This is a genomic window from Citrobacter sp. RHB25-C09 (assembly GCF_013836145.1).
GTDB lineage: Bacteria > Pseudomonadota > Gammaproteobacteria > Enterobacterales > Enterobacteriaceae > Citrobacter_A.
The window spans coordinates 2,911,367-2,936,978 of the sequence record NZ_CP057483.1 but is presented as its reverse complement, the minus strand read 5'-3'; the positions used below and the strand labels follow the sequence as shown (position 1 = coordinate 2,936,978).

Sequence of the window (25,612 nt, the reverse complement as noted above, 5' to 3'; positions counted from 1 at the left end):
GCTACAGCAAGCTCTTGACGTAAGCGTCAATGTCGCTGATGTATTTTTCTGTACCTGGAGCATCTTTTTCGCGAATAAGATGTTCCAGCGTTTCACATAACTGCTTGCCGGGTACCAGATTTAGCATAGCAAACACCCCTTTCAGGCGGTGCGCCGTTTGAGCCAGCGCAGCAAAATCACTGCTTTCCGCCTCAGTATACAACCGCTTAACATCATCCGGTACTGTGTCTACAAAAAGTGCATAATAACCGCTGGCATGAAGTTCGGCGTTTTCATCTCCACCAAGGGGTGACTCCGGAATTTCTTGCTGGGCCAGTTGTTCTTCTATTAGTTGTAGTACAGCTTCCTGCATAGCATTGCTCATATTAAAGTTGACGCGCAACTGGCCTGGGCCTATTTTTCGCACGCCTGACTCATCATCGCTTAAAAGCAAGCCGGAGGCAGTAAGATTAGACGGATTATCCGTTAAAAAGAGGTCGTATTCTTGACTTACGAGTCTTTCATCTGGCGTGATGCAGGTCGCCCCCCAGTTTTCCAACTGGCGAAGCACGATATTACGAACCTCATTCGAAGTTACGTCTATCATGACGCTAACATCATCCAGCAGACGTTCTTCGTCTTCCACATGCTGATCTAGCGGCGTCATTTTAACATGGACTGTATAACGTGTGCCCAATTCATCACGCGCTTTTATGTTTAAATACCCGCCAAGTTTTCGTGCCAGTTGGTCACAAAGCCAGAAAGCCAGGGGATTTGCTTTACCGTAACGGTCTTTGTGCGTTTCGCTGATAAACGGAAAATGCAGATTATCCACTTCGCTCAGCGTGACGCCTTGCCCGGTATCCAGTATGCGGAAGGTGAGACGCTCGGCAGCCGACTCATCCTGACTGACTTCCAGCGTGATTTTTCCGATTTCGGTGGTCGTCACTGCGTATTGCATCAGCAGCAGTAATATCTGACGCAGTGCATCACGATCGCCGTGGCGCTCATCGTTCGCGCGCAGATGGTTGTTAATTAACAACTGCAGACCTTTACGCTTCATCGCCGGTAAAACTTCGGGAACCACTTCGTCGATCAGCGCCTGGACGGAAAAGAGAGTCGGGTCGCTTTTCCATGCATCATTTTCCAGGCGGTTAGCCAGTTGGATCTCATCAATGATGCGCACTAAGACATCTGCCTGGTTAACCAGTTTCTGCGTGTCGGGCGACTCAACCTTTGCAATGTTGGCCGCCAGCGTTTTGACCGGCGTTTTTAAGGCTTCACCAATATTCTGCATAAAAGCCACGCGGCCCTGCTGGTTCTTTTCATACAGTTTTTGCGCCTGCTTGAGCTTTTTGTTCACCAGCACTTCACGATCCTGATCGCGGATAATAAAGATCTGCGTACGCGGTGCAATCTGGCTACGAAACAGCCGGATTTCATACAGCTCGTTATTGATGGTCGCCTGAATTATCCCCTGGTGCTGTTCCGCCATGCTGGTGATGTTTTGCAAATTCAGATGCGGAAGCAGGTGATCGGCGATTTTATTGCTGATGACCGTACGGTTGGCGTCCTGGTCGTGCACCAGCAACCCCAGCGGCAACAGTGAGACAATTTCTTCGTTGATTGCGCGCAGTATCCGCAACTCATTGGTGGCTGCCGTACTGGGGGCGATTTCCGTTGAGCGATTCGGCTGATGACGGAAGTTGGTATAGCCAAACAGGGCCAGCGCAAGCAGACCAATATTCAGCAGCAGCGGTAGCAGGATATTTTGCAACGTGTCTACCAGCAGCGTGCCAAACGGAACCTGCCAGACAAGACGCATGTTGGTGGAGTTCAGCGCGGACGAAATATCAATTTTTGAGCTGTTAAAGTTAATGCTAACGCTGTCTGGCGACTCTTTATCGCTGTTTCGCGTGGTGACAGGCGTGGTATCGGGTTCCAGACGGAAGCTGTCCAGCGGCATTCCTGGAGGGATCAAATCATTAATCGGCAGATCAAAGGCCACGACGGTTGCCAGGTGGCCGGGCTGGTTAAAGGTGGTGCGCAGCGTAAAATAATAGCCGTTTTGCCATGCCAGGTGACGCAGCGAAGAGAAGCTTTCCCTTTCGTCCAGCGCGTTGGCCTGCTGGAGCATTTCTGCCCGCCGGGAGTCAACAAGCCCGCTGATTGTGGAATCTTTAAATCCGGTTGCGAGATCTTTAAGCGGCAGGGTGGAGATCAGCGTCAGACTGTTGTCCTGGCCGTTCAGGTAATACATGGACCACGGAACAGTTTCCGCACCCCATAACGTATCAAGATAGGTTGACATACGCTGCGTCATTTCCAGCGTGGCGTTATCGTGAGAACCAAATATAAGCGCTTCAGTTTTGCGCCGGGGTTTCTCAAGATAGTAAACGTCCTGCTTGAGGCGCGTCTCCTGAAGGCCATCGCTGGAAGAGGAGCTGGGCGTCGCGGCGACGTTGTCATAAATCTGCCAGGTGACATAGCGCCAGGTATCGACACGTTTATGAATAGCATGGGTAATATCGACGATCTGATAACTTTTATCTTTCAGCCATGTGTTAACAGCGCTCTGAACCATAACGCCCATCGTCACCAGCAGCACAATGATCAGCAGTAAAAAGAAACGGGTTATGCTTCCCGGTAGCAGAGAAAATCGCGACGTAGCCGTGGTATCAGACTGACTCATTCGTGGTTATGACCTGTTAAAGCAACGCGAAAGATGAAGGGCAGTATAAAGGGTACGGTGTGAATTTCCACACTCTGTACGCAATGGCATCCCGTATTTTCGCTGAAAAATCATTCACCAGCGACCTGAGGTAAAAGTGTACAACCCTGAAAATAGGGTACAGCAATTTTTCAATCGAAGCGGGAAATAAGCGGCAAATAATCAGAAATAACTGATTGATATCTTATTGTGATTGAACAAATAGAAATGATTAACCTTTGTTATTGTTTTTCGACGGTAGCACAAATAAAAGCATCATGTGTAAAGAAGGGTAAAAAAAAACCGAATGCAGAGCATCCGGTTGAAATAGGGGTAAACAGACATTCAGATATGAATGACGGTAATAAATAAAGTTAATGATGATAGCGTTGATTATTTTAGTGCCGGCAGGATAAATTGTCTTATCATTCAGTGCTATGTTTTGATTTTAAGTAACTCTATGTTTTATTTGTCTTTTTTGTATTTCTTGGCAATTCGTGCTTATTTTTCAGTTAATTATAGCTCAAAAAAAGTTCCCTTATATTTACAATTTGAAACACCTTGATGGATAACTGAAACATCTTAAAAGTTTTAGTATCATATTCGTGTTGGATTATTCTGTATTTTTGCGGAGAATGAAGGTGCCGACTGGTTAATGAGGGTTAATCAGTATGCAGTGGCATAAAAAAGCAATAAAGGCATATAACAGAGGGTTAATAACATGAAAGTTAAAGTACTGTCCCTCCTGGTACCGGCTCTGCTGGTAGCAGGCGCAGCAAATGCGGCTGAAATTTACAACAAAGACGGCAACAAATTAGACCTGTTTGGTAAAGTAGATGGTCTGCATTATTTCTCCGATAACAAAGGCGATGACGGCGACCAGACCTACATGCGTATCGGCTTTAAAGGCGAAACTCAGGTTAACGACCAACTGACCGGTTACGGCCAGTGGGAATATCAGATCCAGGGCAACGCGCCTGAAACTGAAAACAACTCCTGGACTCGTGTGGCGTTTGCGGGTCTGAAATTCGCTGATGCGGGTTCTTTCGACTACGGTCGTAACTACGGCGTTGTCTATGACGTAACGTCCTGGACCGACGTTCTGCCAGAATTCGGTGGTGACACCTACGGTTCTGACAACTTCATGCAGCAGCGTGGTAACGGCCTCGCGACCTACCGTAACACCGATTTCTTTGGCCTGGTTGACGGTCTGAACTTTGCTGTTCAGTACCAGGGTAAAAACGGTAGCCCATCCGGTGAAGGCCAGACCAACAACGGTCGTGAAGCGCTGCGTCAGAACGGCGACGGCGTAGGCGGTTCTATCACTTACGATCTGGGCGAAGGCTTTGGTCTGGGTGGTGCAATCTCCAGTTCCAAACGTACTGATGCCCAGAATGCGATGAACTTCGGTACTGGCGATCGCGCTGAAACCTACACCGGTGGTCTGAAATATGACGCCAACAACGTCTATCTGGCCGCACAGTACACCCAGACCTACAACGCAACTCGCGCGGGCACCCTGGGTTGGGCTAACAAAGCGCAGAACTTCGAAGTGGTTGCGCAGTACCAGTTCGACTTCGGTCTGCGTCCGTCCGTAGCGTACCTGCAGTCTAAAGGTAAAGACCTGGGTCGTGGTTACGGCGACGAAGACATCGTGAAATATGTTGATGTTGGCGCGACTTACTACTTCAACAAAAACATGTCTACCTACGTTGATTACAAAATCAACCTGCTGGATGACAACCGCTTCACCAGCGATGCTGGCATCAGCACCGACGACATCGTAGCACTGGGTCTGGTTTACCAGTTCTAATTGCGTAACATGTCGACTAAAGGCCCTGCGGGGCCTTTTTTTATGGCGTCTTCAACCTAAGCTCGCTGTTTTTGGTGTAATCTTGCGCTTCGTTTTCTGGAGGACAATCACGTATGGAAATGAATATTGCCCGGGCGGCGTTGCTGGCGATTGCAATGACACTCACTGGCTGCGATAACGCCCCGGACGTTGCCCAGGCGCCGGCACCTCTGGTGCTGGAAGGAAAAACGATGGGCACTTTCTGGCGCGTGAGCGTTGCGGGTGTTGATGCAGCGCGGGCAGAGCAACTGCAAACCCGTATTCAGGCGCAACTGGATGCAGACGACCAGCTATTGTCCACCTATAAAAACGATTCGGCGCTGATGCGCTTCAACCAGTCGCACAGTCTCGCGCCCTGGCCTGTGAGTGAGGCGATGGCAGATATCGTCACGAGTGCCCTGCGGATTGGTAAAAAAACACACGGGGCGATGGACATAACCGTGGGTCCTTTAGTCAATCTGTGGGGATTTGGTCCCGACAAACAGCCGGTAAAGGTGCCCACGCAGGCGCAAATTGATGCGGCGAAAGCCCGAACCGGGCTTCAACATCTGACGGTGATCGATCAGGCGCAGCAACAGTTTCTGCAAAAAGATCTGCCTGATTTATTTGTCGATCTTTCCACCGTTGGGGAAGGCTATGCGGCGGATCATCTGACGCGTCTGATGGAGCAGGAGGGCATTGCACGCTATCTGGTTTCCGTTGGCGGCGCGCTGAACAGTCGCGGCCTCAATGCCGGAGGTCGACCGTGGCGGGTGGCGATTCAAAAACCGACCGACAGCGAGAATGCTGTACAGGCGCTGGTGGATATCAACGGCCATGGAATCAGCACATCCGGCAGCTATCGCAATTATTATGAGCTGGACGGCAAGCGCCTCTCGCATGTGATCGATCCGCAAACGGGGCGTCCGATAACGCATAATCTGGTTTCGGTGACTGTGATTGCCCCCACGGCGCTGGAGGCAGACGGCTGGGATACCGGACTGATGGTACTTGGCGTTCAGAAAGCGAAAGAGGTCGTGCGACAGGAAGGGCTGGCGGCGTATCTGGTCGTCAAAGAAGGGGAGGGATTCAAAAGCTGGATGTCTCCGCAGTTTGAAAGCTTTCTTGTCCGGGAACAAAATTAAAAAGCAAGATTGCAGGTTTTTGCGCAATCTGTTTCGGACACACTGACACTAAGCAGGCACTATGCTTAATGAAGGAGTCCACAATGAAAAATAGCCTACGCATAAATGATGAACAATGCTGGCAATCGGTGCTGGAGCGCAATGCTGACGCCGATGGCCAGTTTGTCTTTGCGGTAAGGACCACTGGCATTTTTTGCCGACCTTCCTGTACGGCAAAACATGCGCTGCGCAAAAACGTGCAGTTCTTCCCGGATGTACAGGCGGCGCTGGCTGCTGGTTTCCGGCCGTGCAAACGCTGCCAGCCGGATAAAGAACATGCGCAACAGCACCGACTGGATAAAATCACCCGCGCTTGTCAACTCCTTGAGCAAGATTCCCCCATCACGCTGGATGAGCTTGCACAGCAGGTGGCAATGAGTCCTTATCATTTACACCGTCTTTTTAAAGCCACAACCGGAATGACGCCAAAAGCCTGGCAGCAGTCGTATCGCGCCCGACGCCTGCGGGAGGCGTTGACCCAGGGTGAGAGCGTAACGCAGGCCATTCTGAACGCCGGTTTTCCTGACAGCAGCAGCTACTATCGTCACGCTGATGCGACACTGGGTATGACAGCGAAGCAGTTCCGCAAAGGAGGCGAGAAACTGGCGGTACGCTATGCGCTGACGGATAGCTCCCTCGGGCGCTGTCTGGTGGCTGAAAGCGAACGCGGGATTTGCGCCATCCTGTTAGGAGATGACGATGCTGCGCTGGTGACCGAACTGCAAATGCTGTTTCCGGCTGCCCGCGATGAACCTGCTGATGACAACTTCCAGCAGCGCATTCGTAATGTTATCGCCAGCATTGACGGGCGTAACGTGCCGCTGTCCCTGCCGCTGGATATTCAGGGAACGGCTTTTCAGCAGCAGGTCTGGCAGGCGCTGCGTACCATTCCCTGCGGTGAAACCGTGAGCTATCAGCAACTGGCCCAGGCGATTGGCAAACCGAAAGCGGTTCGTGCGGTCGCCAGTGCCTGTGGCGCGAATAAACTGGCGATTGTCATCCCGTGTCATCGGGTGGTGCGCGGGGATGGATCGCTCTCAGGCTATCGATGGGGTGTCTCACGCAAAGCGCAGCTTCTCCGGCGCGAGTCGCCCGGCGAGGAGGGATAATGCTCGATCTGTTTGCTGATGAACAACCGTGGCAGGAGCCGCTGGCTCCCGGCGCGGTGATACTCCGGCGCTTTGCTTTTAGTACGGCGCAACAGCTGGTGCAGGATATTGCAATGGTTGCCAGCCAGTCGCCGTTTCGTCAGATGATCACTCCGGGTGGTTATACCATGTCGGTGGCGATGACCAACTGTGGGCGGCTGGGCTGGACCACCGACCGCCACGGCTATCTGTATTCTCCAGTCGATCCCCTTACCGGTCTTGCGTGGCCGCCTTTTCCTGCATCATTCGCCACCCTGTGCCAGCAGGCGGCAACAGCCGCGGGGTATCCTGACTTTCAGCCGGATGCCTGCTTGATTAACCGCTACGCGCCAGGCGCTAAACTCTCGCTGCATCAGGATAAAGACGAAGCGGATCTCCGCGCGCCGATTGTCTCTGTCTCGCTGGGCTTACCGGCCGTTTTCCAGTTTGGTGGCCTGAAGCGTAACGATCCGCTGAAGCGCATTTTGCTGGAACATGGCGATGTGGTGGTCTGGGGAGGAGAATCGCGACTCTTTTATCACGGCATTCAGCCGCTGAAGGACGGAGTTCATCCCATTACCGCTGACTGTCGCTACAATCTGACCTTTCGCCAGGCAGGTAAAAACGAATAAAAATAAGAATTATTATTGCTGAAAGTGCTGGGATGTTTAAACTGCGGGCTGTTATTCCTTTTCCGGGTTGTTTAAATGGAACTTCTCCTTCTTGTCTGGCGGCAGTATCGCTGGCCATTTATCGGCGTGATGGCGCTCAGCCTTGCCAGCGCCGCGTTGGGTATCGGCCTTATTGCCTTTATCAATCAGCGACTTATTGAAACCGCGGATACCTCCCTGCTGGTGCTGCCGGAATTTCTCGGCTTACTGCTACTGCTGATGGCGGTGACGCTGGGCTCACAGTTGGCGCTGACTACACTGGGGCACCACTTTGTCTATCGACTGCGTAGCGAGTTCATTAAACGTATTCTTGATACCCACGTTGAGCGGATTGAGCAACTGGGCAGCGCTTCGCTACTGGCGGGGTTAACCAGCGATGTCCGCAATATCACCATTGCGTTTGTCCGCCTGCCGGAACTGGTACAGGGGATCATTCTCACCCTTGGTTCTGCGGCTTATCTGGCGACGCTGTCGACCAAAATGCTGCTGGTCACCGTCATCTGGATGGCGATCACAATCTGGGGCGGCTTTGTACTGGTGGCCCGCGTTTACCGGCATATGGCAACGTTGCGTGAAACCGAGGATAAGCTATACAACGATTATCAAACCGTGCTGGAAGGGCGCAAAGAGCTGACGCTGAACCGCGAACGGGCGGAGCATATCTTTAATACGCTGTATATTCCGGATGCGAAGGAATATCGCCACCACATCATTCGCGCGGATACCTTCCACCTGAGCGCGGTGAACTGGTCAAACATTATGTTGCTTGGGGCGATTGGGCTGGTGTTCTGGATGGCAAATAGCCTCGGTTGGGCAGATACCAACGTTGCGGCAACCTATTCACTGACGCTTCTGTTTCTGCGGACTCCGCTGCTGTCCGCGGTGGGCGCGCTGCCGACGCTGCTGACGGCGCAGGTCGCCTTTAACAAACTCAATAAATTCGATCTTGCCCCGTTTAAGGCGGAATTCCCGCGCCCGAAGGCGTTTCCGGACTGGAAAACCCTCGAACTGCGTAACGTAATGTTTCACTATCAGGACAATGCGTTTTCAGTCGGGCCAGTGAACCTGACGATCCATCGGGGTGAACTGCTGTTTCTGATCGGCGGGAACGGTAGCGGTAAATCGACGTTGGCTATGCTGCTGACCGGACTGTACCAGCCCCAGTCAGGGGAGATTTTACTCGATGGTAAGCCGGTCGCGACCGGGACGCCGGAAGATTACCGCAAATTGTTCTCGGCAGTCTTTACAGACGTCTGGCTATTCGACCAACTGTTAGGGCCAGAGGGCAAACCGGCAAACCCTGCACTGGTTGAGCAGTGGCTGGCGCATTTGAAAATGGCGAACAAGCTGGAACTGAGCGACGGACGAATTCTTAATCTGAAGCTGTCGAAAGGGCAGAAGAAGCGCGTGGCGCTACTGCTGGCGTTAGCGGAAGAGCGCGATATCATTTTGCTTGATGAGTGGGCGGCCGATCAGGATCCGCATTTCCGTCGCGAATTCTATCAGGTGCTGCTGCCGCTCATGCAAGAGATGGGGAAAACCATTTTCGCCATCAGTCATGACGACCACTATTTTGTCCACGCCGACCGCCTGCTGGAAATGCGTGACGGGCAGTTGAGCGAACTGGTGGGCGATGAGCGCGATGCGGCGTCCCGTGATGCCGTCGCGCGTACCGCGTAGTCCACTGTGTCTGAACGATGCCGGATGGCGGCTACGCCTTATCCGGCCTACAAATTGCGCTGTGCCCGTAGGCCTGATAAGCGAAGCGCCATCAGGCGCAGGATAGCCGGATGGCGGCTACGCCTTCTTCACTACTCGCGGCAGCAATCCCATAACCGCCACGCCGGCAACCACGCCAATCGCCAGGTTGCCGGTGTACACTGTGGCGCCCACGGTCACGATCATCACCAGTGTTTCAATTAGCGGTAATTTCGACAGAGTCGCGGGTTGAATGCTGTGCCAGCTGAATGTTTTTACTGCCACAATCACCATAATTCCTGCCAACACTGACATCGGGATTTTTGCCATGAGGTCGCTCAGTGCGGTTACCAGCAGCAGTAAAACTATGCCAGCGGAAAATGTTGAAACACGGCTGCGCCCCTGACCCATCTCCACGTTGACGATGGTCTGGCCGATCATTGCACAGCCTGCAATGCCACCGTAAAAACCCGCCATAATATTCGCAATCCCCAGGCCGGTACTTTCACGATTCTTGTTCGACGGCGTCACCGTCAAATCGTCCACCAGCTTTGCCGTCAGTAGCGATTCCATTAGCCCAACGAAGGCAATACTGAGTGCGCAGGGCCAGATAATCATCAGCGTCTCCAGGTTCAGGGGCACCTGCAACTGTGTCAGTCCCGGCAATCCGCCGCTCATCGAACCTTCGTCGCCCACCGTAGGCAGTAGTTGCCCGGTAGTCACCGTAAACACCGTCAGTAAGACAATGGCTATCAGCGGTGCAGGTATGCTTTTAATCACGCGAGGCGCCCACAGCACAATAAGTAAAGTCAGAACAAACATTCCCCAAATCAGCGGGCTTTTGCTCCAGAAATGCGGAACCTGAGCAAAGAAAATGAGAATGCCGAGGGCATTCACAAAGCCGGTCATGACGGCCGCAGGAATGAAGCGCATCAGGCGCGCCATTCTGGTGAGGCCAAACAATATCTGGATAATGCCAGCCATCACCACGGCAGGCAGGATGTACTGAACACCGTGCTGATGCACCATCGGGCCGATCACCAACGCCACGGATCCTGCCGCTGCGGTGACCATCGCCGGACGTCCACCCAGTACGGACATCGCCAGACATAAAACCACCGAGGCAATCAGGCTCACTTTCGGATCAACGCCTGCAATAACGGAGAAGGAAATCACCTCCGGAATCAGCGCCAGCGCGGTGATCACACCGGCAAGCGTTTCACGTAACAGCAGGCGAGGTGCGCAGAGGACATTGCTGACGGTGTGTTCAGCTGTACTGGCAGAGGTGGAGGTCGCTGGCATAGTAATTCTCAGATCGGGGATGGAGTGCTATTAATTGCGTAAAACTTAAACATAATAATAACATAATTAAACTTTTAATATAATTAATAAACAATATTTAAATCTTAATGCTGAAGTGTTAACGTTGGTGCCGCTCCATTTTCACCTGCAAAACAGCGTAAAAACGCGATAAAAAGTAAGGCATTAACAATATGAAAAAAGTGACTGCCATGCTCTTCACGATGGCCGTTGGGCTGAATGCTGTCTCCATGGCGGCAAAAGCGAAAGCGACAGAAGAGCAGGAAACGGATGTGCTGCTGATCGGTGGCGGTATCATGAGTGCCACACTGGGAACGTATCTTCAGGAACTGGAACCAGACTGGTCAATGACCATGGTGGAACGTCTTGATGGTGTAGCGCAGGAAAGTTCGAACGGCTGGAACAACGCCGGGACCGGGCACTCCGCGCTGATGGAACTGAACTACACGCCGAAGAAAGCTGACGGTAGCATCAGTATTGAAAAAGCGGTTGAAATCAACGAAACCTTCCAGATTTCACGCCAGTTTTGGGCGCACCAGGTGAACAGCGGCGTAATGCACGATCCGCGATCCTTTATCACCACCGTCCCGCATATGAGCTTTGTCTGGGGGGATGAAAACGTCAATTTCCTGCGCGCTCGCTACGCGGCATTACAGCAGAGCACGCTGTTCCGTGGCATGCGCTATTCCGAAGACCATGCGCAAATAAAAGAATGGGCGCCGCTGGTCATGGAAGGGCGCGATCCGCAACAAAAAGTGGCGGCCACGCGCACGGAAATCGGTACCGACGTGAACTACGGCGAAATCACACGACAACTGATTGCATCGTTGCAGAAAAAGCCCAACTTTGCGCTGAAACTGAGCACGGAAGTTCGTGGCTTCAAGCGTAATGAGGATAACACCTGGACGGTAACCGTCGCCGATCTGAAAAACGGCGAAGCGGAACATCACATTAAAGCGAAGTTTGTCTTTATCGGTGCAGGTGGCGCGGCGCTGAAACTGTTGCAGGAAACCGGTATTCCTGAAGCCGACGAGTACGCGGGTTTCCCGGTTGGCGGACAGTTCCTGGTGGCAGAAAATCCGGATGTGGTGAACCGTCACCTGGCGAAAGTCTACGGTCAGGCTTCGGTGGGCGCACCGCCGATGTCGGTACCGCATATCGATACCCGTGTTCTGGATGGTAAACGCGTGGTGCTGTTTGGGCCGTTCGCTACCTTTTCAACCAAATTCCTCAAGAACGGTTCGCTGTGGGATCTGCTGAGCTCCACGACGACGTCGAACTTTATGCCAATGGTTAACGTAGGGCTGGATAACTTTGATCTGGTGAAATACCTGATTAGTCAGGTGATGCTGAGCGAAGACGATCGTTTCGACGCGCTGAAAGAGTACTATCCGCAGGCGAAAAAAGAGGACTGGCGTTTGTGGCAGGCCGGTCAGCGCGTACAGATTATCAAGCGTGATGAAGACAAAGGCGGAGTACTGCGTCTGGGAACCGAAGTGGTGAGCGACAAAGAGGGAACCGTTGCGGCGCTGCTTGGCGCTTCGCCAGGCGCATCAACAGCGGCACCGATTATGCTGCATCTGATGGAAACGGTCTTTAAGGACAAAGTGAACAGCCCGCAGTGGCAGGCAAAGCTGAAAACGATTATTCCGTCTTACGGCACGAAGCTGAACGGGAACGTAGAGGCGACGGAGCGGGAACTGAAATACACCAGCGAAGTGCTCGGTCTGAAATATGACCAGCCGCAGGTTGCCGATACCGCGCCGAAAGCGCAGCTTAAGCCTCTGGCGCAGCCTGCGCGTAAAGAAGTGGCGGATATCGCGCTGTAAACCGATGCGCCGGATGGCGCTGCGCTTATCCGGCCTGGTTCAGATGTCTGTAGGCCGGATAAGGCGGTAAGCCGCCATCCGGCACAATATTGTTTATCGCGCCACCGCGTCCTGAATCTTCTCTTCCGCTTTCCAGATCCGGTATTTCACTTCAACATTAGCCGGAGCATAGACCACGATCGGCAGTTTGCTGTTGTAGCGCAGCATGCCGTCATTGCCCAGATAAGCGCTCACGAATTTCTGCTCTTTCTTGCCGTCCGGGCAGGCCATCATGGTTGATACCGGAGACGTGACTTTATCAAACACATAATAGTCATAGCCCCAGCCTTCCAGCGTTTTGCTTTCCAGTTCGCCGCCGAGGCGATGCTGATTGCAGTCCACCTCCAGCGTTTGACCCAGCATCAGTTCCACTTTCAGAGTAGATTCATCTTCCTGCGGGGGTAATTGAATGACCTGACGCTTCATGCCTTTTTCCGCCTGCGGATAGGGGGCTATTTTTTCCAGCGGTTGCGTATTCATATCAACAGAGGCCGCCAGTACAGCGGTGCTGGCGAAAGTCGCGAATAAAATGGCAGGGACAATTGTCTTCAGTTTTGAGTTCACAGGGGGTCCTTTTTGGTCTTATGAACGATTTTCGCGGCAGGTTAACATATTCATCAAGATTATTAATATCTCTTTACGTAATTTTAAGATTTAATGACTGATCATTTTGCTTTGATCTGGTGTTTTATTTCGTGTTTTACGTCTTACTCAATATAATAAATCGTGGAGTTCTCTCGCTATATAGAATAAAATATAACCGCTTGAAATGTGCGGGGAAGCACATTCTGACAAGCTTCTTTGACACTCTTTTGATCCCACCACCTGTTTTACCCCAATTGGGGTATGCACCTCTGACACATCCTTTAATATCTTAGCAAACATAATAATGACTTAGTTGTAATGCGGTTTTTATTGTCGTTCACCCCGCCTGGGGGAGCGTCGTTTATGGAAGGGCGATGCCATGGTTGATCTATCCCGTCGAGGCATATTGACAGGCAGTTGGCGTAAAGCCAGCAGCGGGATACGTCCGCCGTGGAGTATGGAAGAATCCCATTTTCTCTCTCATTGCACCCGTTGCGATGCCTGCATTCAGTGCTGTGAAAACGATGTTCTACAGCGCGGGCCGGGCGGCTATCCGACCGTTAACTTCAAACAAAACGAATGCAGTTTCTGCTACGCGTGTGCGCAGGCTTGCCCCGAATCTCTGTTTTCTCCGCGCCACACCAGGGCATGGGATCTGATTTTCACCCTCGGGCAGGGCTGCCTGGCGTATCAGTCTGTTGAGTGTCGTCGCTGTCAGGATAGCTGTGAACCGCAGGCGATAATCTTTCGCCCAACGCAGTCCGGTATTTATCAGCCGCAGCTCGACAACCAGGCATGTAACGGATGTGGCGCGTGTGCCGCCAGTTGTCCGGTATCTGCCATTAATGCGGAGTACAACCATGCACACTAACTGGCAAGTTTGCAGCCTGATTGTTCAGGCAAAAAGCGAACACTTACAGGATATCAGCACGCAATTGAGCGAATTCCCCGGCTGTGAAGTTGCCGTAAGCGACAAGGAAAGCGGTCAGTTGATTGTGGTGGTAGAAGCAGAACACAGCGAAACGCTGATGCAAACAATTGAGTCGGTACGCAACGTTGCGGGCGTGCTGGCGGTGTCGCTGGTATATCACCAGCAGGATGAGCAAGGTGAGGAAACACCATGAAACTCAGTCGTCGTAGCTTTATGAAAGCTAACGCCGTTGCGGCCGCTGCGGCGGCTGCCGGGCTAAGCGTGCCGGGCGTGGCCCGTGCAGTTGTGGGTCAGCAGGAAGCCATTAAGTGGGATAAAGCTCCGTGTCGTTTTTGCGGGACGGGCTGTGGTGTGCTGGTGGGAACGCAACAGGGGCGTATCGTCGCCTGCCAGGGCGATCCCGATGCTCCGGTCAACCGTGGTTTGAACTGCATCAAGGGCTACTTCCTGCCCAAAATCATGTACGGTGATGACCGCTTAACGCAGCCGCTGCTGCGTATGCGAGACGGTAAGTACAGTAAAGACGGCGAATTTACCCCGATCAGCTGGGATCAAGCTTTCGACGTGATGGAAGAGAAATTCAAAACCGCACTGAAAGAAAAAGGTCCGGAATCCATCGGTATGTTTGGTTCTGGTCAGTGGACGATCTGGGAAGGTTATGCCGCTGCTAAGCTGTTTAAAGCCGGTTTCCGCTCGAACAACATCGACCCCAACGCGCGTCACTGTATGGCGTCAGCGGTGGTTGGTTTTATGCGTACCTTCGGTATGGACGAACCGATGGGCTGTTACGATGATATCGAGCAGGCCGATGCGTTTGTGCTCTGGGGCGCCAACATGGCGGAAATGCACCCGATCCTCTGGTCGCGCATTACTAACCGCCGCCTGTCCGACTCGAATGTTAACGTCTCTGTTCTGTCCACTTTCCAGCACCGTAGCTTCGAGCTGGCGGACAACGGCATGGTATTCACGCCGCAGACCGACCTGGTGATCCTTAACTACATCGCCAACTACATCATTCAGAACAACGCGATTAACCAGGACTTCTTTAGCAAGCACGTTAACGTGCGTAAAGGGGTTACGGATATCGGCTACGGCCTGCGTCCGACGCATCCGCTGGAAAAAGCGGCGAAAAACCCAGGTTCCGACGCCTCCGAGCCGATGAGCTTTGAGGACTACAAAGCGTTCGTTGCCGAGTACACGCTCGAAAAAACCGCCGAAATGTCCGGTGTGCCAGAAGACCAGTTGGAAGCGCTGGCGAAGCTGTATGCCGATCCGAAAAAACGCGTTATCTCTTACTGGACGATGGGCTTCAACCAGCATACACGCGGCGTGTGGGCCAACAACCTGGTCTACAACATTCACCTGCTGACGGGCAAAATCGCCCAGCCGGGCTGCGGACCGTTCTCTCTGACCGGTCAGCCTTCCGCTTGCGGTACCGCGCGTGAAGTGGGCACCTTCTCCCACCGTCTGCCTGCGGACATGGTAGTTACCAACGAAAAACACCGCGATATCTGTGAGAAGCACTGGAATATTCCGGCAGGCACCATTCCGCCGAAAATCGGTCTGCATGCTGTCGCGCAGGACCGCGCGCTGAAAGACGGCAAGCTGAACGTCTACTGGACGATGTGTACCAACAACATGCAGGCAGGTCCGAACATCAACGAAGAGCGTATGCCGGGCTGGCGCGATCCGCGCAACTTTATCATTGTCTCTGACCCGTATCCGACCGTCAGCGCGCTGGCTGCGGACCTGATCCTGCCAACCGCGATGTGGGTAGAAAAAGAAGGGGCTTACGGCAACGCTGAGCGTCGTACCCAGTTCTGGCGTCAGCAGATTAAAGCGCCAGGTGAAGCGAAGTCAGACCTGTGGCAGTTGGTGCAGTTTGCCCGTCGTTTCAAAACGGAAGAGGTCTGGCCGGAAGAACTGTTGGCGAAGAAACCTGAACTGCGTGGTAAAACGCTGTACGACGTGCTGTTCGCCACCCCTGCGGTGACCAAATTCCCGGTGACCGAGCTGAAAGACGATCAGCTCAATGATGAGTCCCGCGAGCTGGGCTTCTATCTGCAAAAAGGGCTGTTTGAAGAATACGCCTGGTTTGGTCGCGGTCATGGTCACGATCTGGCCCCGTTCGATGACTATCACAAGGCGCGCGGTCTGCGCTGGCCGGTGGTTGACGGTAAAGAAACCCTGTGGCGTTACAGCGAAGGCAATGACCCGTATGTGAAAGCGGGTGAAGGCTACAAGTTCTACGGTAAACCAGACGGAAAAGCGGTTATCTTCGCGCTGCCGTTTGAGCCGGCGGCAGAAGCGCCGGATGCTGAGTACGACCTGTGGCTTTCTACCGGACGCGTGCTGGAACACTGGCACACCGGCAGTATGACCCGCCGCGTGCCTGAACTGCACCGCGCATTCCCGGAAGCGGTTCTGTTTATCCATCCGCTGGATGCGAAAAAACGCGATTTGCGCCGTGGCGATAAAGTGAAAGTGGTATCGCGCCGGGGTGAAGTGATTTCGATTGTCGAAACCCGTGGACGTAACCGTCCGCCACAGGGGCTGGTTTACATGCCGTTCTTCGACGCTGCACAGTTAGTCAACAACCTGACGCTGGATGCAACGGATCCGCTCTCTAAAGAGACGGATTTCAAGAAGTGCGCTGTGAAACTGGCGAAGGTGTAACGGATCATGTCCCGGTCAGCGAAACCCCAAAATGGCCGCCGCCGCTTTCTGCGCGATGTTATTCGCACAGCAGGCGGGCTGGCTGCCGTTGGCGTGGCGCTGGGGTTACAGCAGCAAACCGCACGCGCAACGGGCGTGCGGTTGCGCCCACCAGGAGCGTTGAACGAGAACGCCTTTGCCAGCGCCTGTGTGCGTTGCGGGCAGTGCGTTCAGGCATGTCCGTATGACACGTTAAAACTGGCGACGCTGGCTTCCGGGCTGGCGGCGGGGACGCCTTATTTTGTCGCCCGCGATATCCCGTGCGAAATGTGTGAAGACATTCCGTGCGCCAAAGTCTGCCCTAGCGGCGCGTTGGATAAAGATATCGAATCCATCGATGACTCACGGATGGGGCTGGCGGTTCTGCTCGATCAGGAAAACTGCCTGAACTTCCAGGGATTACGCTGTGACGTTTGTTATCGCGAATGCCCGAAAATCGATGAGGCCATCACGCTGGAACTGGATCGCAATATGCGCACCGGTAAACATGCGCGATTTCTTCCTACCGTTCACAGCGACGCCTGTACCGGCTGCGGTAAATGCGAAAAAGTCTGTGTGCTGGAACAACCGGCAATAAAAGTATTGCCGCTGTCGTTGGCAAAAGGGGAGTTGGGCCACCATTACCGCTTCGGTTGGCTGGAGGGGAACGATGGCAAATCGTAAACGTGATGCCGGGCGCGAAGCGCAGGCAAAAAAAGGCTGGTGGCGCAGCCACCGCTGGCTGATGTTCCGCCGTTTCAGCCAGCTTATTGTGCTGGGGATGTTTCTCAGCGGGCCCTGGCTTGGCGTCTGGATCCTGCACGGAAACTACAGCAGCAGCCTGCTGCTGGATACCGTTCCGTTTACCGATCCGCTCATCACGCTCCAAAGCCTGGCGAGCGGTCATCTGCCCGCTGCGGTTGGGTTGACCGGCGCGGTCATTATTACGCTGTTGTACGCGCTGGCAGGAAAGCGATTATTTTGCGGTTGGGTTTGTCCGCTGAACCCGGTTACCGATTTTGCGGCCTGGTTACGCAGAAGGTTTGACCTGAATCAGTCCGCGACTATCCCACGTCATATACGTTACGTGCTGCTGGTTGTGGTGCTGGTCGGTTCAGCCCTCACCGGAACGCTGCTGTGGGAATGGATTAACCCCGTTTCACTGCTTGGGCGTAGCCTGGTGATGGGGTTCGGTAGTGGCGCACTGCTGATTATCGCTCTGTTTTTATTTGATTTACTGGTCGTTGAACACGGCTGGTGCGGGCATCTTTGTCCTTTAGGTGCACTGTACGGCGTGCTGGGTAGCAAAGGCGCGTTAACCGTTGCGGCAACAGATCGACAGAAATGTAACCGCTGTATGGACTGTTTTCATGTTTGCCCGGAACCGCATGTACTACGTGCCCCGGTGCTGGATGAGCAAAGCCCGGTGCAGGTTACTCACCGCGACTGTATGACCTGCGGTCGCTGCGTGGACGTCTGTTCTGAGGATGTATTTACAATAACTACACGATGGAGTTCGGGAGCGAAACAATGAAAAGCCATGACCTGAAAAAAGCGCTGTGTCAGTGGACGGCTCTGCTTGCGCTGGTGGTAAGTGGTGCGGTTTGGGCAGCAAATGGAGTGGATCTCAGCAAGTCGCCGGAAGTCTCAGGTACCCAGGAAGGGGCTGTTCGCATGCCGAAAGAGCAGGAGCGTATGCCGCTGAACTACGTTAACCAGCCGCCGATGGTGCCACACAGCGTGGACGGCTATCAGGTGACCACCAACACGAACCGCTGTCTGCAATGTCACGGTGTTGAGGGCTATCGCACCACCGGAGCGCCGCGCATCAGCCCGACGCACTTTATGGACAGCGATGGCAAAGTGTTAGCCGAAGTGGCGCCGCGTCGTTACTTCTGCCTGCAGTGTCACGTGCCGCAGGCCGACGCTGCGCCGATTGTGGGCAATAGCTTTATTCCGTCGAAAGGTTACGGGAAATAAGAGGTCATTATGGAAAATACTAACCGTAAACCAGGCCGGATTAAGCGACTCTGGCAATGGTGGCGTCGCCCCAGCCGCCTGGCGCTGGGTACGCTGCTGTTAATCGGGTTCGTTGGCGGAATTATTTTCTGGGGTGGGTTTAACACCGGGATGGAAAAGGCCAACACCGAAGAGTTCTGTATTAGCTGCCACGAAATGCGTAACACAGTTTACCAGGAGTATATGGAAACGGTGCACTACAACAACCGTAGCGGCGTGCGTGCCACCTGCCCGGACTGTCACGTACCGCATGAATTCGTACCGAAAATGATCCGTAAGATCAAAGCCAGCAAAGAGCTGTACGCCAAAGCGCTGGGTCTGATCGATACGCCGCAAAAATTTGAAGCGCACCGTCTGACGATGGCGCAAAACGAGTGGCGGCGGATGAAAGATAACAACTCTCAGGAGTGTCGTAACTGTCACAACTTTGAGTTTATGGATTTAACCGCCCAGAAAGGTGTCGCGGCCAAACTGCACGATCAGGCTGTGAAAGACGGGCAAACCTGCATTGACTGCCATAAAGGGATTGCGCACAAACTCCCTGATATGCGCGAAGTCAAACCGGGTTTCTGACGGGATGGTAATGAGTGGGTAGTATGCTTGAAGCCAGAGCGCTGCTCTGCGAGCGGGATGAGCGTGTCTTATTCAACGACCTCTCATTCCAGGCGGACGCAGGGGAGTGGATCCAAATCACCGGGGGCAACGGCGCGGGGAAAACGACCCTGTTGCGGTTGCTGACCGGACTTGCTCGCCCTGACGGCGGGCAGGTCTATTGGCAGGAGCAACCGCTGCACCATGTGCGGGATAGCTACCATCAAAATCTGTTGTGGATTGGACATCAGCCGGGCATAAAAACCCGGCTGACGGCGTTGGAGAACCTGCGCTTTTTCCACCAGGACGGCGATACCGCGCAGTGTCTGCAAGCACTGGTGCAGGCGGGCCTTGCGGGTTATGAAGACATTCCGGTCAACCAACTTTCTGCCGGGCAGCAGCGTCGTGTCGCGCTGGCACGTCTTTGGCTCACCCATGCCACACTCTGGATCCTTGACGAACCTTTTACCGCCATTGATGTGAACGGTGTAGAACGCCTGACGCAGCGGATGGCGCAGCATACCGAACAGGGTGGGATTGTTATTCTCACGACCCACCAACCCCTGAACGTCGACACTGACCGCATACGCCGTATTGCGCTAACCCACGCGAGGGCAGGGCAATGATGTGGCGTATCTTTCGTCTCGAACTGCGGGTTGCCTTTCGCCATAGCGCGGAAATTGCCAACCCGCTGTGGTTCTTTCTGATTGTTATCACTCTATTCCCGCTCAGTATTGGGCCGGAACCGCAACTGCTGGCGCGCATCGCGCCGGGCATTATTTGGGTTGCTGCACTTCTGTCTTCACTGCTGGCGCTGGAGCGACTGTTTCGTGACGATTTGCAGGATGGCAGTCTTGAGCAACTGATGCTGCTGCCGATCCCACTGCCGATGGTGGTGTTAGCGAAGGTCATGGCCCACTGGATGGTAACCGGGCTTCCGCTGTTGATTCTCTCCCCGCTGGTGGCGCTACTGCTGGGGATGGACATCTACGGCTGGAAAATTATGGCGCTGACGCTCTTGTTGGGCACGCCGACGCTGAGTTTCCTCGGCGCGCCGGGGGTAGGACTGACGGTTGGACTGAAGCGCGGCGGCGTGTTGCTGAGCGTGCTGGTGCTGCCGTTAACCATCCCGTTATTAATTTTTGCTACTGCCGCGATGGATGCGGCATCGATGCATCTCCCGGTTGATGGATACCTGGCGATTTTAGGCGCGTTGCTGGCGGGGAGCGCCACGTTAAGCCCGTTTGCGACGGCGGCAGCATTACGCATTAGCGTGCAGTAGAGCATGTGCAGAGTATTTGTAGGCCGGATAAGGCGTAAGCCGCCATCCGGCACGATGAAAACTAATCAGTTTGTTTACGTCTGGTGACTCACTATGTGGAAAACACTTCATCAACTGGCTATGCCCCCACGGCTTTATCAGATCTGCGGCTGGTTTGTGCCGTGGCTTGCTGCTGCCAGTATCATCGTGCTGGCTACGGGCTGGATCTGGGGGTTTGGCTTTGCGCCAGCGGATTATCAGCAGGGGCAAAGCTATCGCATTATTTATCTGCACGTCCCGGCGGCAATCTGGTCGATGGGGATTTATGCCTCAATGGCCGTAGCGGCGTTTATCGGCCTCGTCTGGCAGATGAAAATGGCTAACCTGGCCCTGGCGGCAATGGCGCCGGTGGGTGCGGTGTTTACGTTCATCGCCCTGGTGACGGGCTCCGCATGGGGCAAACCGATGTGGGGAACCTGGTGGGTATGGGACGCACGTCTGACCTCAGAACTGGTGCTGCTGTTTCTCTATGTCGGTGCCATCGCCCTCTGGCATGCCTTTGATGACCGTAAAATGGCGGGGCGTGCGGCGGGTATTCTGGTGCTGATTGGCGTAGTTAACCTGCCAATCATCCACTATTCAGTTGAATGGTGGAACACCCTGCATCAGGGCTCGACCCGAATGCAACAGAGTATTGACCCGGCGATGCGCACACCGCTGCGCCTGGCGATTATCGGCTACCTGCTGATGTTCATTACGCTGACGCTGATGCGCATGCGTAACCTGATTCTGATGATGGAAAAACGCCGCCCGTGGGTGAGCGAACTGATTATAAAAAGAGGCCGCCAATGACCCCTGCATTTGCATCGTGGAGCGAGTTTTTTGCAATGGGCGGTTACGCCTTTTATGTCTGGCTGGCGGTGGCGATGAGCGTCATCCCAATGGGCATACTGGTTATTCATACCGCAACCCGTCATCGGGCGATTTTGCGTGACGTTGCTCAGCAGCGCGCACGCGAGGCGCGGATGCAGGCGGCTCAGGCGCAGCAGGAGGCAGCATGAATATTCGTCGTCGAAACCGTTTGTGGATCGCCTGCGGTGTGCTGGTGGGGCTGGCTCTGACCATCACGCTGGTGTTGTATGCACTGCGCGCTAACATCGATCTGTTCTACACGCCGGGAGAGATTCTCTACGGTAAACGCGAGACGCAGCAGATGCCGGAAGTGGGGCAACGATTGCGCGTGGGCGGCATGGTGATGCCCGGCAGCGTGAAGCGCGATCCTCAGTCGCTGAAGGTCATTTTCAGCATCTATGATGCGGAAGGTGTGGTGGATGTGACCTACGAAGGCATTCTGCCAGACCTGTTCCGCGAAGGGCAGGGTGTGGTAGTACAGGGCGAACTGGGTGAGAAAAACCATATTCAGGCGAAAGAAGTTCTCGCCAAACATGATGAAAACTACACCCCGCCGGAAGTGGAAAAAGCGATGCAGGATAACCACCGCCGTCCGGAAAGCGTCTATAAGGATAAAGCATCATGATGCCTGAAATTGGCAATGCGTTGTTATGCCTGGCGCTGGGCGTAGCGTTGCTGCTCTCCATCTATCCGCTGTGGGGCGTGGGGCGTGGCGACGTTCGGATGATGGCGTCGGCCAGACCGTTTGCCTGGCTGCTGTTTATTCTGGTGATGGGCGCCTTTATGGTGCTGGTCAATGCCTTCGTGGTGAACGATTTCACCGTCACCTATGTCGCCAGCAATTCGAATACGCAACTGCCGGTCTGGTATCGCGTCGCGGCGACCTGGGGCGCGCATGAAGGCTCGCTGCTGCTGTGGGTCCTGCTGATGAGCGGCTGGACCTTTGCCGTTGCGCTATTTTCTCAGCGGATGCCGCTGGATATTGTCGCCCGCGTACTGGCGGTGATGGGGATGGTCAGCGTTGGCTTTTTGCTGTTCATTCTGTTCACCTCAAATCCGTTTTCACGCACGCTGCCTGACTTCCCGATTGAAGGCCGCGATCTCAATCCGCTACTTCAGGATCCCGGTCTTATTTTCCATCCCCCGTTACTGTATATGGGCTACGTGGGTTTCTCGGTGGCCTTTGCGTTTGCCATTGCCGCGTTGATGAGCGGTCGCCTGGACAGCACTTTTGCCCGCTTTTCACGTCCGTGGACGCTGGCGGCGTGGGTGTTTCTGACGCTGGGCATCGTACTCGGTTCCGCCTGGGCCTATTACGAACTGGGCTGGGGCGGCTGGTGGTTCTGGGACCCGGTGGAGAACGCCTCGTTCATGCCGTGGCTGGTGGGAACCGCTCTGATGCACTCACTGGCGGTAACGGAACAGCGCGCCAGCTTTAAGGCGTGGACGCTGCTGCTCTCCATCTGCGCGTTTTCGCTTTGTTTGCTCGGCACCTTCCTGGTGCGCTCCGGTGTGCTGGTGTCGGTACATGCGTTTGCCTCCGATCCGTCGCGTGGAATGTTCATCCTGGCCTTTATGGTGCTGGTGATCGGCGGTTCGTTGCTGTTGTTCGCTACGCGGGGGCATAAGGTGCGTTCACGCGTGAACAACGCGCTCTGGTCGCGTGAATCACTGCTGCTCGGCAATAACGTTTTACTGATTGCCGCCATGCTGGTCGTGCTGCTGGGCACGCTGCTGCCGCTGGTGCATAAGCAACTGGGGCTGGGCAGTATTTCCATCGGTGAACCGTTCTTCAACACCATGTTCACCTGGCTGATGGCACCGTTTGCTCTGCTGTTGGGCATTGGCCCGCTGGTGCGCTGGGGGCGCGATCGCCCGCGTAAATTACGAGGGCTGATGATCGTTGCCTTTGTCAGCACCCTGGTACTGTCACTGCTGTTGCCGTGGCTGTTTGAAAACAAGATTGCCGCCATGACGGTGGTTGGTCTGGCAATGGCCTGCTGGGTGTTCGTGCTGGCAATGGCAGAAGTTGCGCTGCGTATCTCACGCGGGACGAAGGTGACTCTCAGCTATTGGGGCATGGTGGCAGCGCACGTCGGGCTTGCAGTGACGATCGTCGGTATCGCCTTCAGCCAGAATTACAGCATTGAGCGTGATGTGCGCATGAAGGCCGGGGATAGTGTCGCAATTCACGATTATCAGTTCACCTTCCGCGAAGTGAAAGATATTACCGGGCCGAACTATCGCGGCGGTGTGGCCATTATCGGCGTAACGCGTGACGGGAAAGCCGAAGCGACGCTGCATGCGGAAAAACGTTATTACAACAGTACCAGTTCAATGATGACGGAAGCGGCAATTGACGGCGGGATCACCCGTGACCTGTACGCAGCGCTCGGCGAAGAACTGGATAACGGCGCGTGGGCCGTTCGTCTGTATTACAAACCGTTTATTCGCTGGATTTGGACGGGTGGGCTGTTGATGGCGTTAGGCGGGTTGCTCTGCCTGTTTGATCCGCGCTATCGCAAGCGTGTTCACCCGCAGAAAACTGCGCCGGAGGCTGTATGAAGCGCAACGTACTTTTGATCCCTCTTGTGATTTTCCTTGTTATCGCAGCGGCGCTGTTGTGGCAACTGGCGCGTAATGCGGAAGGGGACACGCCGACGAATCTGGAATCGGCGCTTATTGGTAAGCCGGTGCCGACGTTTCGACTCGAGTCGCTGGAGAACCCGGGCAAGCATTATGAAGCCGATGTGCTGACGCAGGGCAAACCCGTTCTGCTTAACGTCTGGGCGACCTGGTGCCCAACCTGCCGCGCCGAGCATCAGTATCTTAATCAGCTTTCGGCGCAGGGTATCCGCGTCGTGGGACTGAACTATAAAGATGAACGGCAGAAAGCCGTTGCCTGGCTGAGAGAGTTGGGAAACCCCTACGCGCTGAGTTTGTTCGACGGCGACGGAATGCTGGGTCTGGACCTGGGCGTGTACGGCGCGCCGGAAACGTTCTTGATCGACGGTAAGGGGATCATCCGCTATCGCCATGCGGGCGATCTGAATGCCCGCGTGTGGGAAAGCGAAATTAAGCCGCTGTGGGAAAAATACAGCAAGGAGGCCGCGCAATGAGAATCTTACTGGGCGCGCTGATGCTCCTGCTTTCGGCAAACGCGCTGGCCGCGACGGATGTGATGCAATTTAAGGATGAGGCGCAGGAGCAGCAGTTCCGCGAGCTCACAGTACTGCTGCGTTGCCCGAAATGTCAGAACAACAATATCGCCGACTCTAACTCAATGATAGCCACCGACCTGCGGCAGAAAGTGTATGAGCTGATGCAGGAAGGGAAAAGCCAGCAGGAAATTGTCGATTACATGGTGGCGCGTTACGGCAATTTCGTGACCTACGACCCGCCGTTGACGCCGCTGACCATTTTGCTGTGGGTACTTCCCGCTGTGGCTATCGGTGCTGGTGGCTGGGTGATTTATTCCCGCTCGCGTCGCCGGGTACGCCTGGAGCAAGAGACGTATCCAGATGAGATCCCCACACTGGAGGGGAAACGTGCGGGTATGGCGATTTACCTGCCAGGTATTGTGATGGCTGTGATTATTGGTGGCGTCTGCTATTACAAGACAGGCAATTATCAGCAGGTGAAAGTCTGGCAGCAGGCAACCGCGCAGGCGCCGGCTTTGCTGGAGCGCGCGTTAGATCCAAAAGCGCAGCCGCTCAATGAAGAAGAGATGACGAGACTCGCGCTGGGGCTGCGTACGCGTTTGCAGGATGATGCGGCGAACGTCGATGGCTGGATCATGTTAGGGCGAATCGGCATGGTGCTGGGCAATGCCAGCACGGCGACAGAGGCGTATGCCAATGCTTACCGCCTGGATCCAAAGAACAATGATGCCGCGCTGGGCTATGCCGAGGCGCTAACCCGTTCATCCGACCCGGATGATAACCGACTTGGTGGGGTGTTGCTGCGCGAGTTGGTCAGCGGCGGTCAGGCGAATGTCAAAGTGCTCAGCATGTACGCCTTTAACGCCTTCGAACAAGAGCGTTTTGGCGAAGCCGTTGCGGCATGGGAGATGATGCTGAAGATGTTGCCGGCCAACGATACGCGTCGCGCGGTTATTGAGCGCAGTATCGCACAGGCCATGCAGGCGTTATCGCCGCACAAAGAGTAAACCGTGGAATATGCCGGATGGCGACGCATTCCGTCTTATCCGGCCTACGTGTAGGCCTGATAA

Annotated in this window: 24 protein-coding genes; 21 read left to right on the top strand and 3 right to left on the bottom strand. The window is 54.4% G+C overall.

The window, feature by feature from the left end:
• Window position 1: 1 nt before the first annotated feature.
• Entirely contained in the window at window positions 2-2,671 is a 2,670-nt protein-coding gene (rcsD, locus tag HVY19_RS13810; protein ID WP_181681136.1) for a phosphotransferase RcsD, read from the bottom strand.
• 739 nt (window positions 2,672-3,410) lie between these two features.
• On the opposite strand from rcsD, the gene HVY19_RS13805 reads away from it, so the two are divergent.
• The 5 genes from HVY19_RS13805 (at window position 3,411) to HVY19_RS13785 (ending at window position 9,182) form a co-directional block, all read left to right on the top strand.
• The gene (locus HVY19_RS13805; RefSeq protein WP_181681135.1) at window positions 3,411-4,502 is read left to right on the top strand and encodes a porin OmpC; all 1,092 of its coding nucleotides are present in this window, start codon (window positions 3,411-3,413) and stop codon (window positions 4,500-4,502) included.
• A gap of 113 nt (window positions 4,503-4,615) precedes the next feature.
• Window positions 4,616-5,665, top strand: a complete 1,050-nt coding sequence (apbE, locus tag HVY19_RS13800; protein ID WP_181681134.1) for an FAD:protein FMN transferase ApbE — start codon at window positions 4,616-4,618, stop codon at window positions 5,663-5,665.
• An 83-nt stretch (window positions 5,666-5,748) separates the two neighbouring features.
• Window positions 5,749-6,813, top strand: coding sequence for a bifunctional DNA-binding transcriptional regulator/O6-methylguanine-DNA methyltransferase Ada (ada, locus tag HVY19_RS13795; protein ID WP_181681133.1), 1,065 nt, complete (start codon window positions 5,749-5,751; stop codon window positions 6,811-6,813).
• The gene (gene alkB / locus HVY19_RS13790; protein ID WP_181681132.1) at window positions 6,813-7,463 is read left to right on the top strand and encodes a DNA oxidative demethylase AlkB; all 651 of its coding nucleotides are present in this window, start codon (window positions 6,813-6,815) and stop codon (window positions 7,461-7,463) included. Before ada ends, alkB begins: the two co-directional genes overlap by 1 nt.
• A 75-nt stretch (window positions 7,464-7,538) precedes the next feature.
• Complete coding sequence (locus tag HVY19_RS13785; protein WP_181681131.1) at window positions 7,539-9,182, top strand: multidrug ABC transporter permease/ATP-binding protein; 1,644 nt, start codon at window positions 7,539-7,541, stop codon at window positions 9,180-9,182.
• Between the two features lie 117 nt (window positions 9,183-9,299).
• On the opposite strand, the gene HVY19_RS13780 is transcribed toward HVY19_RS13785, so the two are convergent.
• Window positions 9,300-10,502: a SulP family inorganic anion transporter gene (locus HVY19_RS13780; protein ID WP_181681130.1), complete on the bottom strand. Its 1,203-nt coding sequence runs from the start codon at window positions 10,500-10,502 to the stop codon at window positions 9,300-9,302.
• Window positions 10,503-10,693: 191 nt separating this feature from the next.
• On the opposite strand from HVY19_RS13780, the gene mqo reads away from it, so the two are divergent.
• Window positions 10,694-12,349, top strand: a complete 1,656-nt coding sequence (gene mqo / locus HVY19_RS13775; RefSeq protein ID WP_181681129.1) for a malate dehydrogenase (quinone) — start codon at window positions 10,694-10,696, stop codon at window positions 12,347-12,349.
• Window positions 12,350-12,442: 93 nt separating this feature from the next.
• Here the strand turns inward: mqo and eco are convergent, their stop codons facing one another.
• On the bottom strand, window positions 12,443-12,940 hold the full coding sequence (gene eco, locus HVY19_RS13770; RefSeq protein WP_181684285.1) for a serine protease inhibitor ecotin: 498 nt from the start codon (window positions 12,938-12,940) through the stop codon (window positions 12,443-12,445).
• 412 nt (window positions 12,941-13,352) lie between these two features.
• Between eco and napF the strand changes: the two genes are divergently transcribed.
• From napF to HVY19_RS13695, 15 genes are all read left to right on the top strand, one after another.
• On the top strand, window positions 13,353-13,844 hold the full coding sequence (gene napF, locus HVY19_RS13765; RefSeq protein ID WP_181681128.1) for a ferredoxin-type protein NapF: 492 nt from the start codon (window positions 13,353-13,355) through the stop codon (window positions 13,842-13,844).
• Window positions 13,834-14,097, top strand: coding sequence for a chaperone NapD (gene napD / locus HVY19_RS13760; protein WP_181681127.1), 264 nt, complete (start codon window positions 13,834-13,836; stop codon window positions 14,095-14,097). The genes napF and napD overlap by 11 nt, the downstream gene beginning before the upstream one ends.
• A complete protein-coding gene (gene napA / locus HVY19_RS13755) occupies window positions 14,094-16,580 on the top strand; it encodes a nitrate reductase catalytic subunit NapA (RefSeq protein ID WP_181681126.1) in 2,487 nt (828 codons plus the stop codon). The genes napD and napA overlap by 4 nt, the downstream gene beginning before the upstream one ends.
• A gap of 6 nt (window positions 16,581-16,586) precedes the next feature.
• A complete protein-coding gene (gene napG, locus HVY19_RS13750; RefSeq protein WP_181681125.1) occupies window positions 16,587-17,282 on the top strand; it encodes a ferredoxin-type protein NapG in 696 nt (231 codons plus the stop codon).
• Entirely contained in the window at window positions 17,269-18,132 is an 864-nt protein-coding gene (gene napH, locus HVY19_RS13745; protein WP_181681124.1) for a quinol dehydrogenase ferredoxin subunit NapH, read from the top strand. Before napG ends, napH begins: the two co-directional genes overlap by 14 nt.
• Window positions 18,129-18,578 carry a nitrate reductase cytochrome c-type subunit gene (napB, locus tag HVY19_RS13740; RefSeq protein WP_181681123.1) on the top strand — a complete coding sequence of 150 codons (450 nt, stop codon included), beginning with the start codon at window positions 18,129-18,131 and terminating at the stop codon, window positions 18,576-18,578. Before napH ends, napB begins: the two co-directional genes overlap by 4 nt.
• 9 nt (window positions 18,579-18,587) lie before the next feature.
• Window positions 18,588-19,190 carry a cytochrome c-type protein NapC gene (gene napC / locus HVY19_RS13735; protein WP_181681122.1) on the top strand — a complete coding sequence of 201 codons (603 nt, stop codon included), beginning with the start codon at window positions 18,588-18,590 and terminating at the stop codon, window positions 19,188-19,190.
• A 23-nt stretch (window positions 19,191-19,213) separates the two neighbouring features.
• Window positions 19,214-19,834 carry a cytochrome c biogenesis heme-transporting ATPase CcmA gene (ccmA, locus tag HVY19_RS13730; RefSeq protein WP_181681121.1) on the top strand — a complete coding sequence of 207 codons (621 nt, stop codon included), beginning with the start codon at window positions 19,214-19,216 and terminating at the stop codon, window positions 19,832-19,834.
• Window positions 19,831-20,490 (top strand): heme exporter protein CcmB, encoded by a 660-nt coding sequence (gene ccmB, locus HVY19_RS13725; RefSeq protein WP_181681120.1) that lies wholly within the window; start codon window positions 19,831-19,833, stop codon window positions 20,488-20,490. Before ccmA ends, ccmB begins: the two co-directional genes overlap by 4 nt.
• Window positions 20,491-20,583: 93 nt before the next feature.
• Window positions 20,584-21,321 carry a heme ABC transporter permease gene (locus HVY19_RS13720; RefSeq protein WP_181681119.1) on the top strand — a complete coding sequence of 246 codons (738 nt, stop codon included), beginning with the start codon at window positions 20,584-20,586 and terminating at the stop codon, window positions 21,319-21,321.
• A complete protein-coding gene (ccmD, locus tag HVY19_RS13715) occupies window positions 21,318-21,530 on the top strand; it encodes a heme exporter protein CcmD (RefSeq protein ID WP_181681118.1) in 213 nt (70 codons plus the stop codon). The genes HVY19_RS13720 and ccmD overlap by 4 nt, the downstream gene beginning before the upstream one ends.
• Window positions 21,527-22,006, top strand: coding sequence for a cytochrome c maturation protein CcmE (ccmE, locus tag HVY19_RS13710; protein ID WP_181681117.1), 480 nt, complete (start codon window positions 21,527-21,529; stop codon window positions 22,004-22,006). Before ccmD ends, ccmE begins: the two co-directional genes overlap by 4 nt.
• Window positions 22,003-23,946, top strand: a complete 1,944-nt coding sequence (locus tag HVY19_RS13705; protein WP_181681116.1) for a heme lyase CcmF/NrfE family subunit — start codon at window positions 22,003-22,005, stop codon at window positions 23,944-23,946. Before ccmE ends, HVY19_RS13705 begins: the two co-directional genes overlap by 4 nt.
• Window positions 23,943-24,500, top strand: coding sequence for a thiol:disulfide interchange protein DsbE (gene dsbE, locus HVY19_RS13700; RefSeq protein WP_181681115.1), 558 nt, complete (start codon window positions 23,943-23,945; stop codon window positions 24,498-24,500). Before HVY19_RS13705 ends, dsbE begins: the two co-directional genes overlap by 4 nt.
• Window positions 24,497-25,549, top strand: a complete 1,053-nt coding sequence (locus tag HVY19_RS13695; RefSeq protein ID WP_181681114.1) for a cytochrome c-type biogenesis protein CcmH — start codon at window positions 24,497-24,499, stop codon at window positions 25,547-25,549. The genes dsbE and HVY19_RS13695 overlap by 4 nt, the downstream gene beginning before the upstream one ends.
• Window positions 25,550-25,612 lie beyond the last annotated feature (63 nt).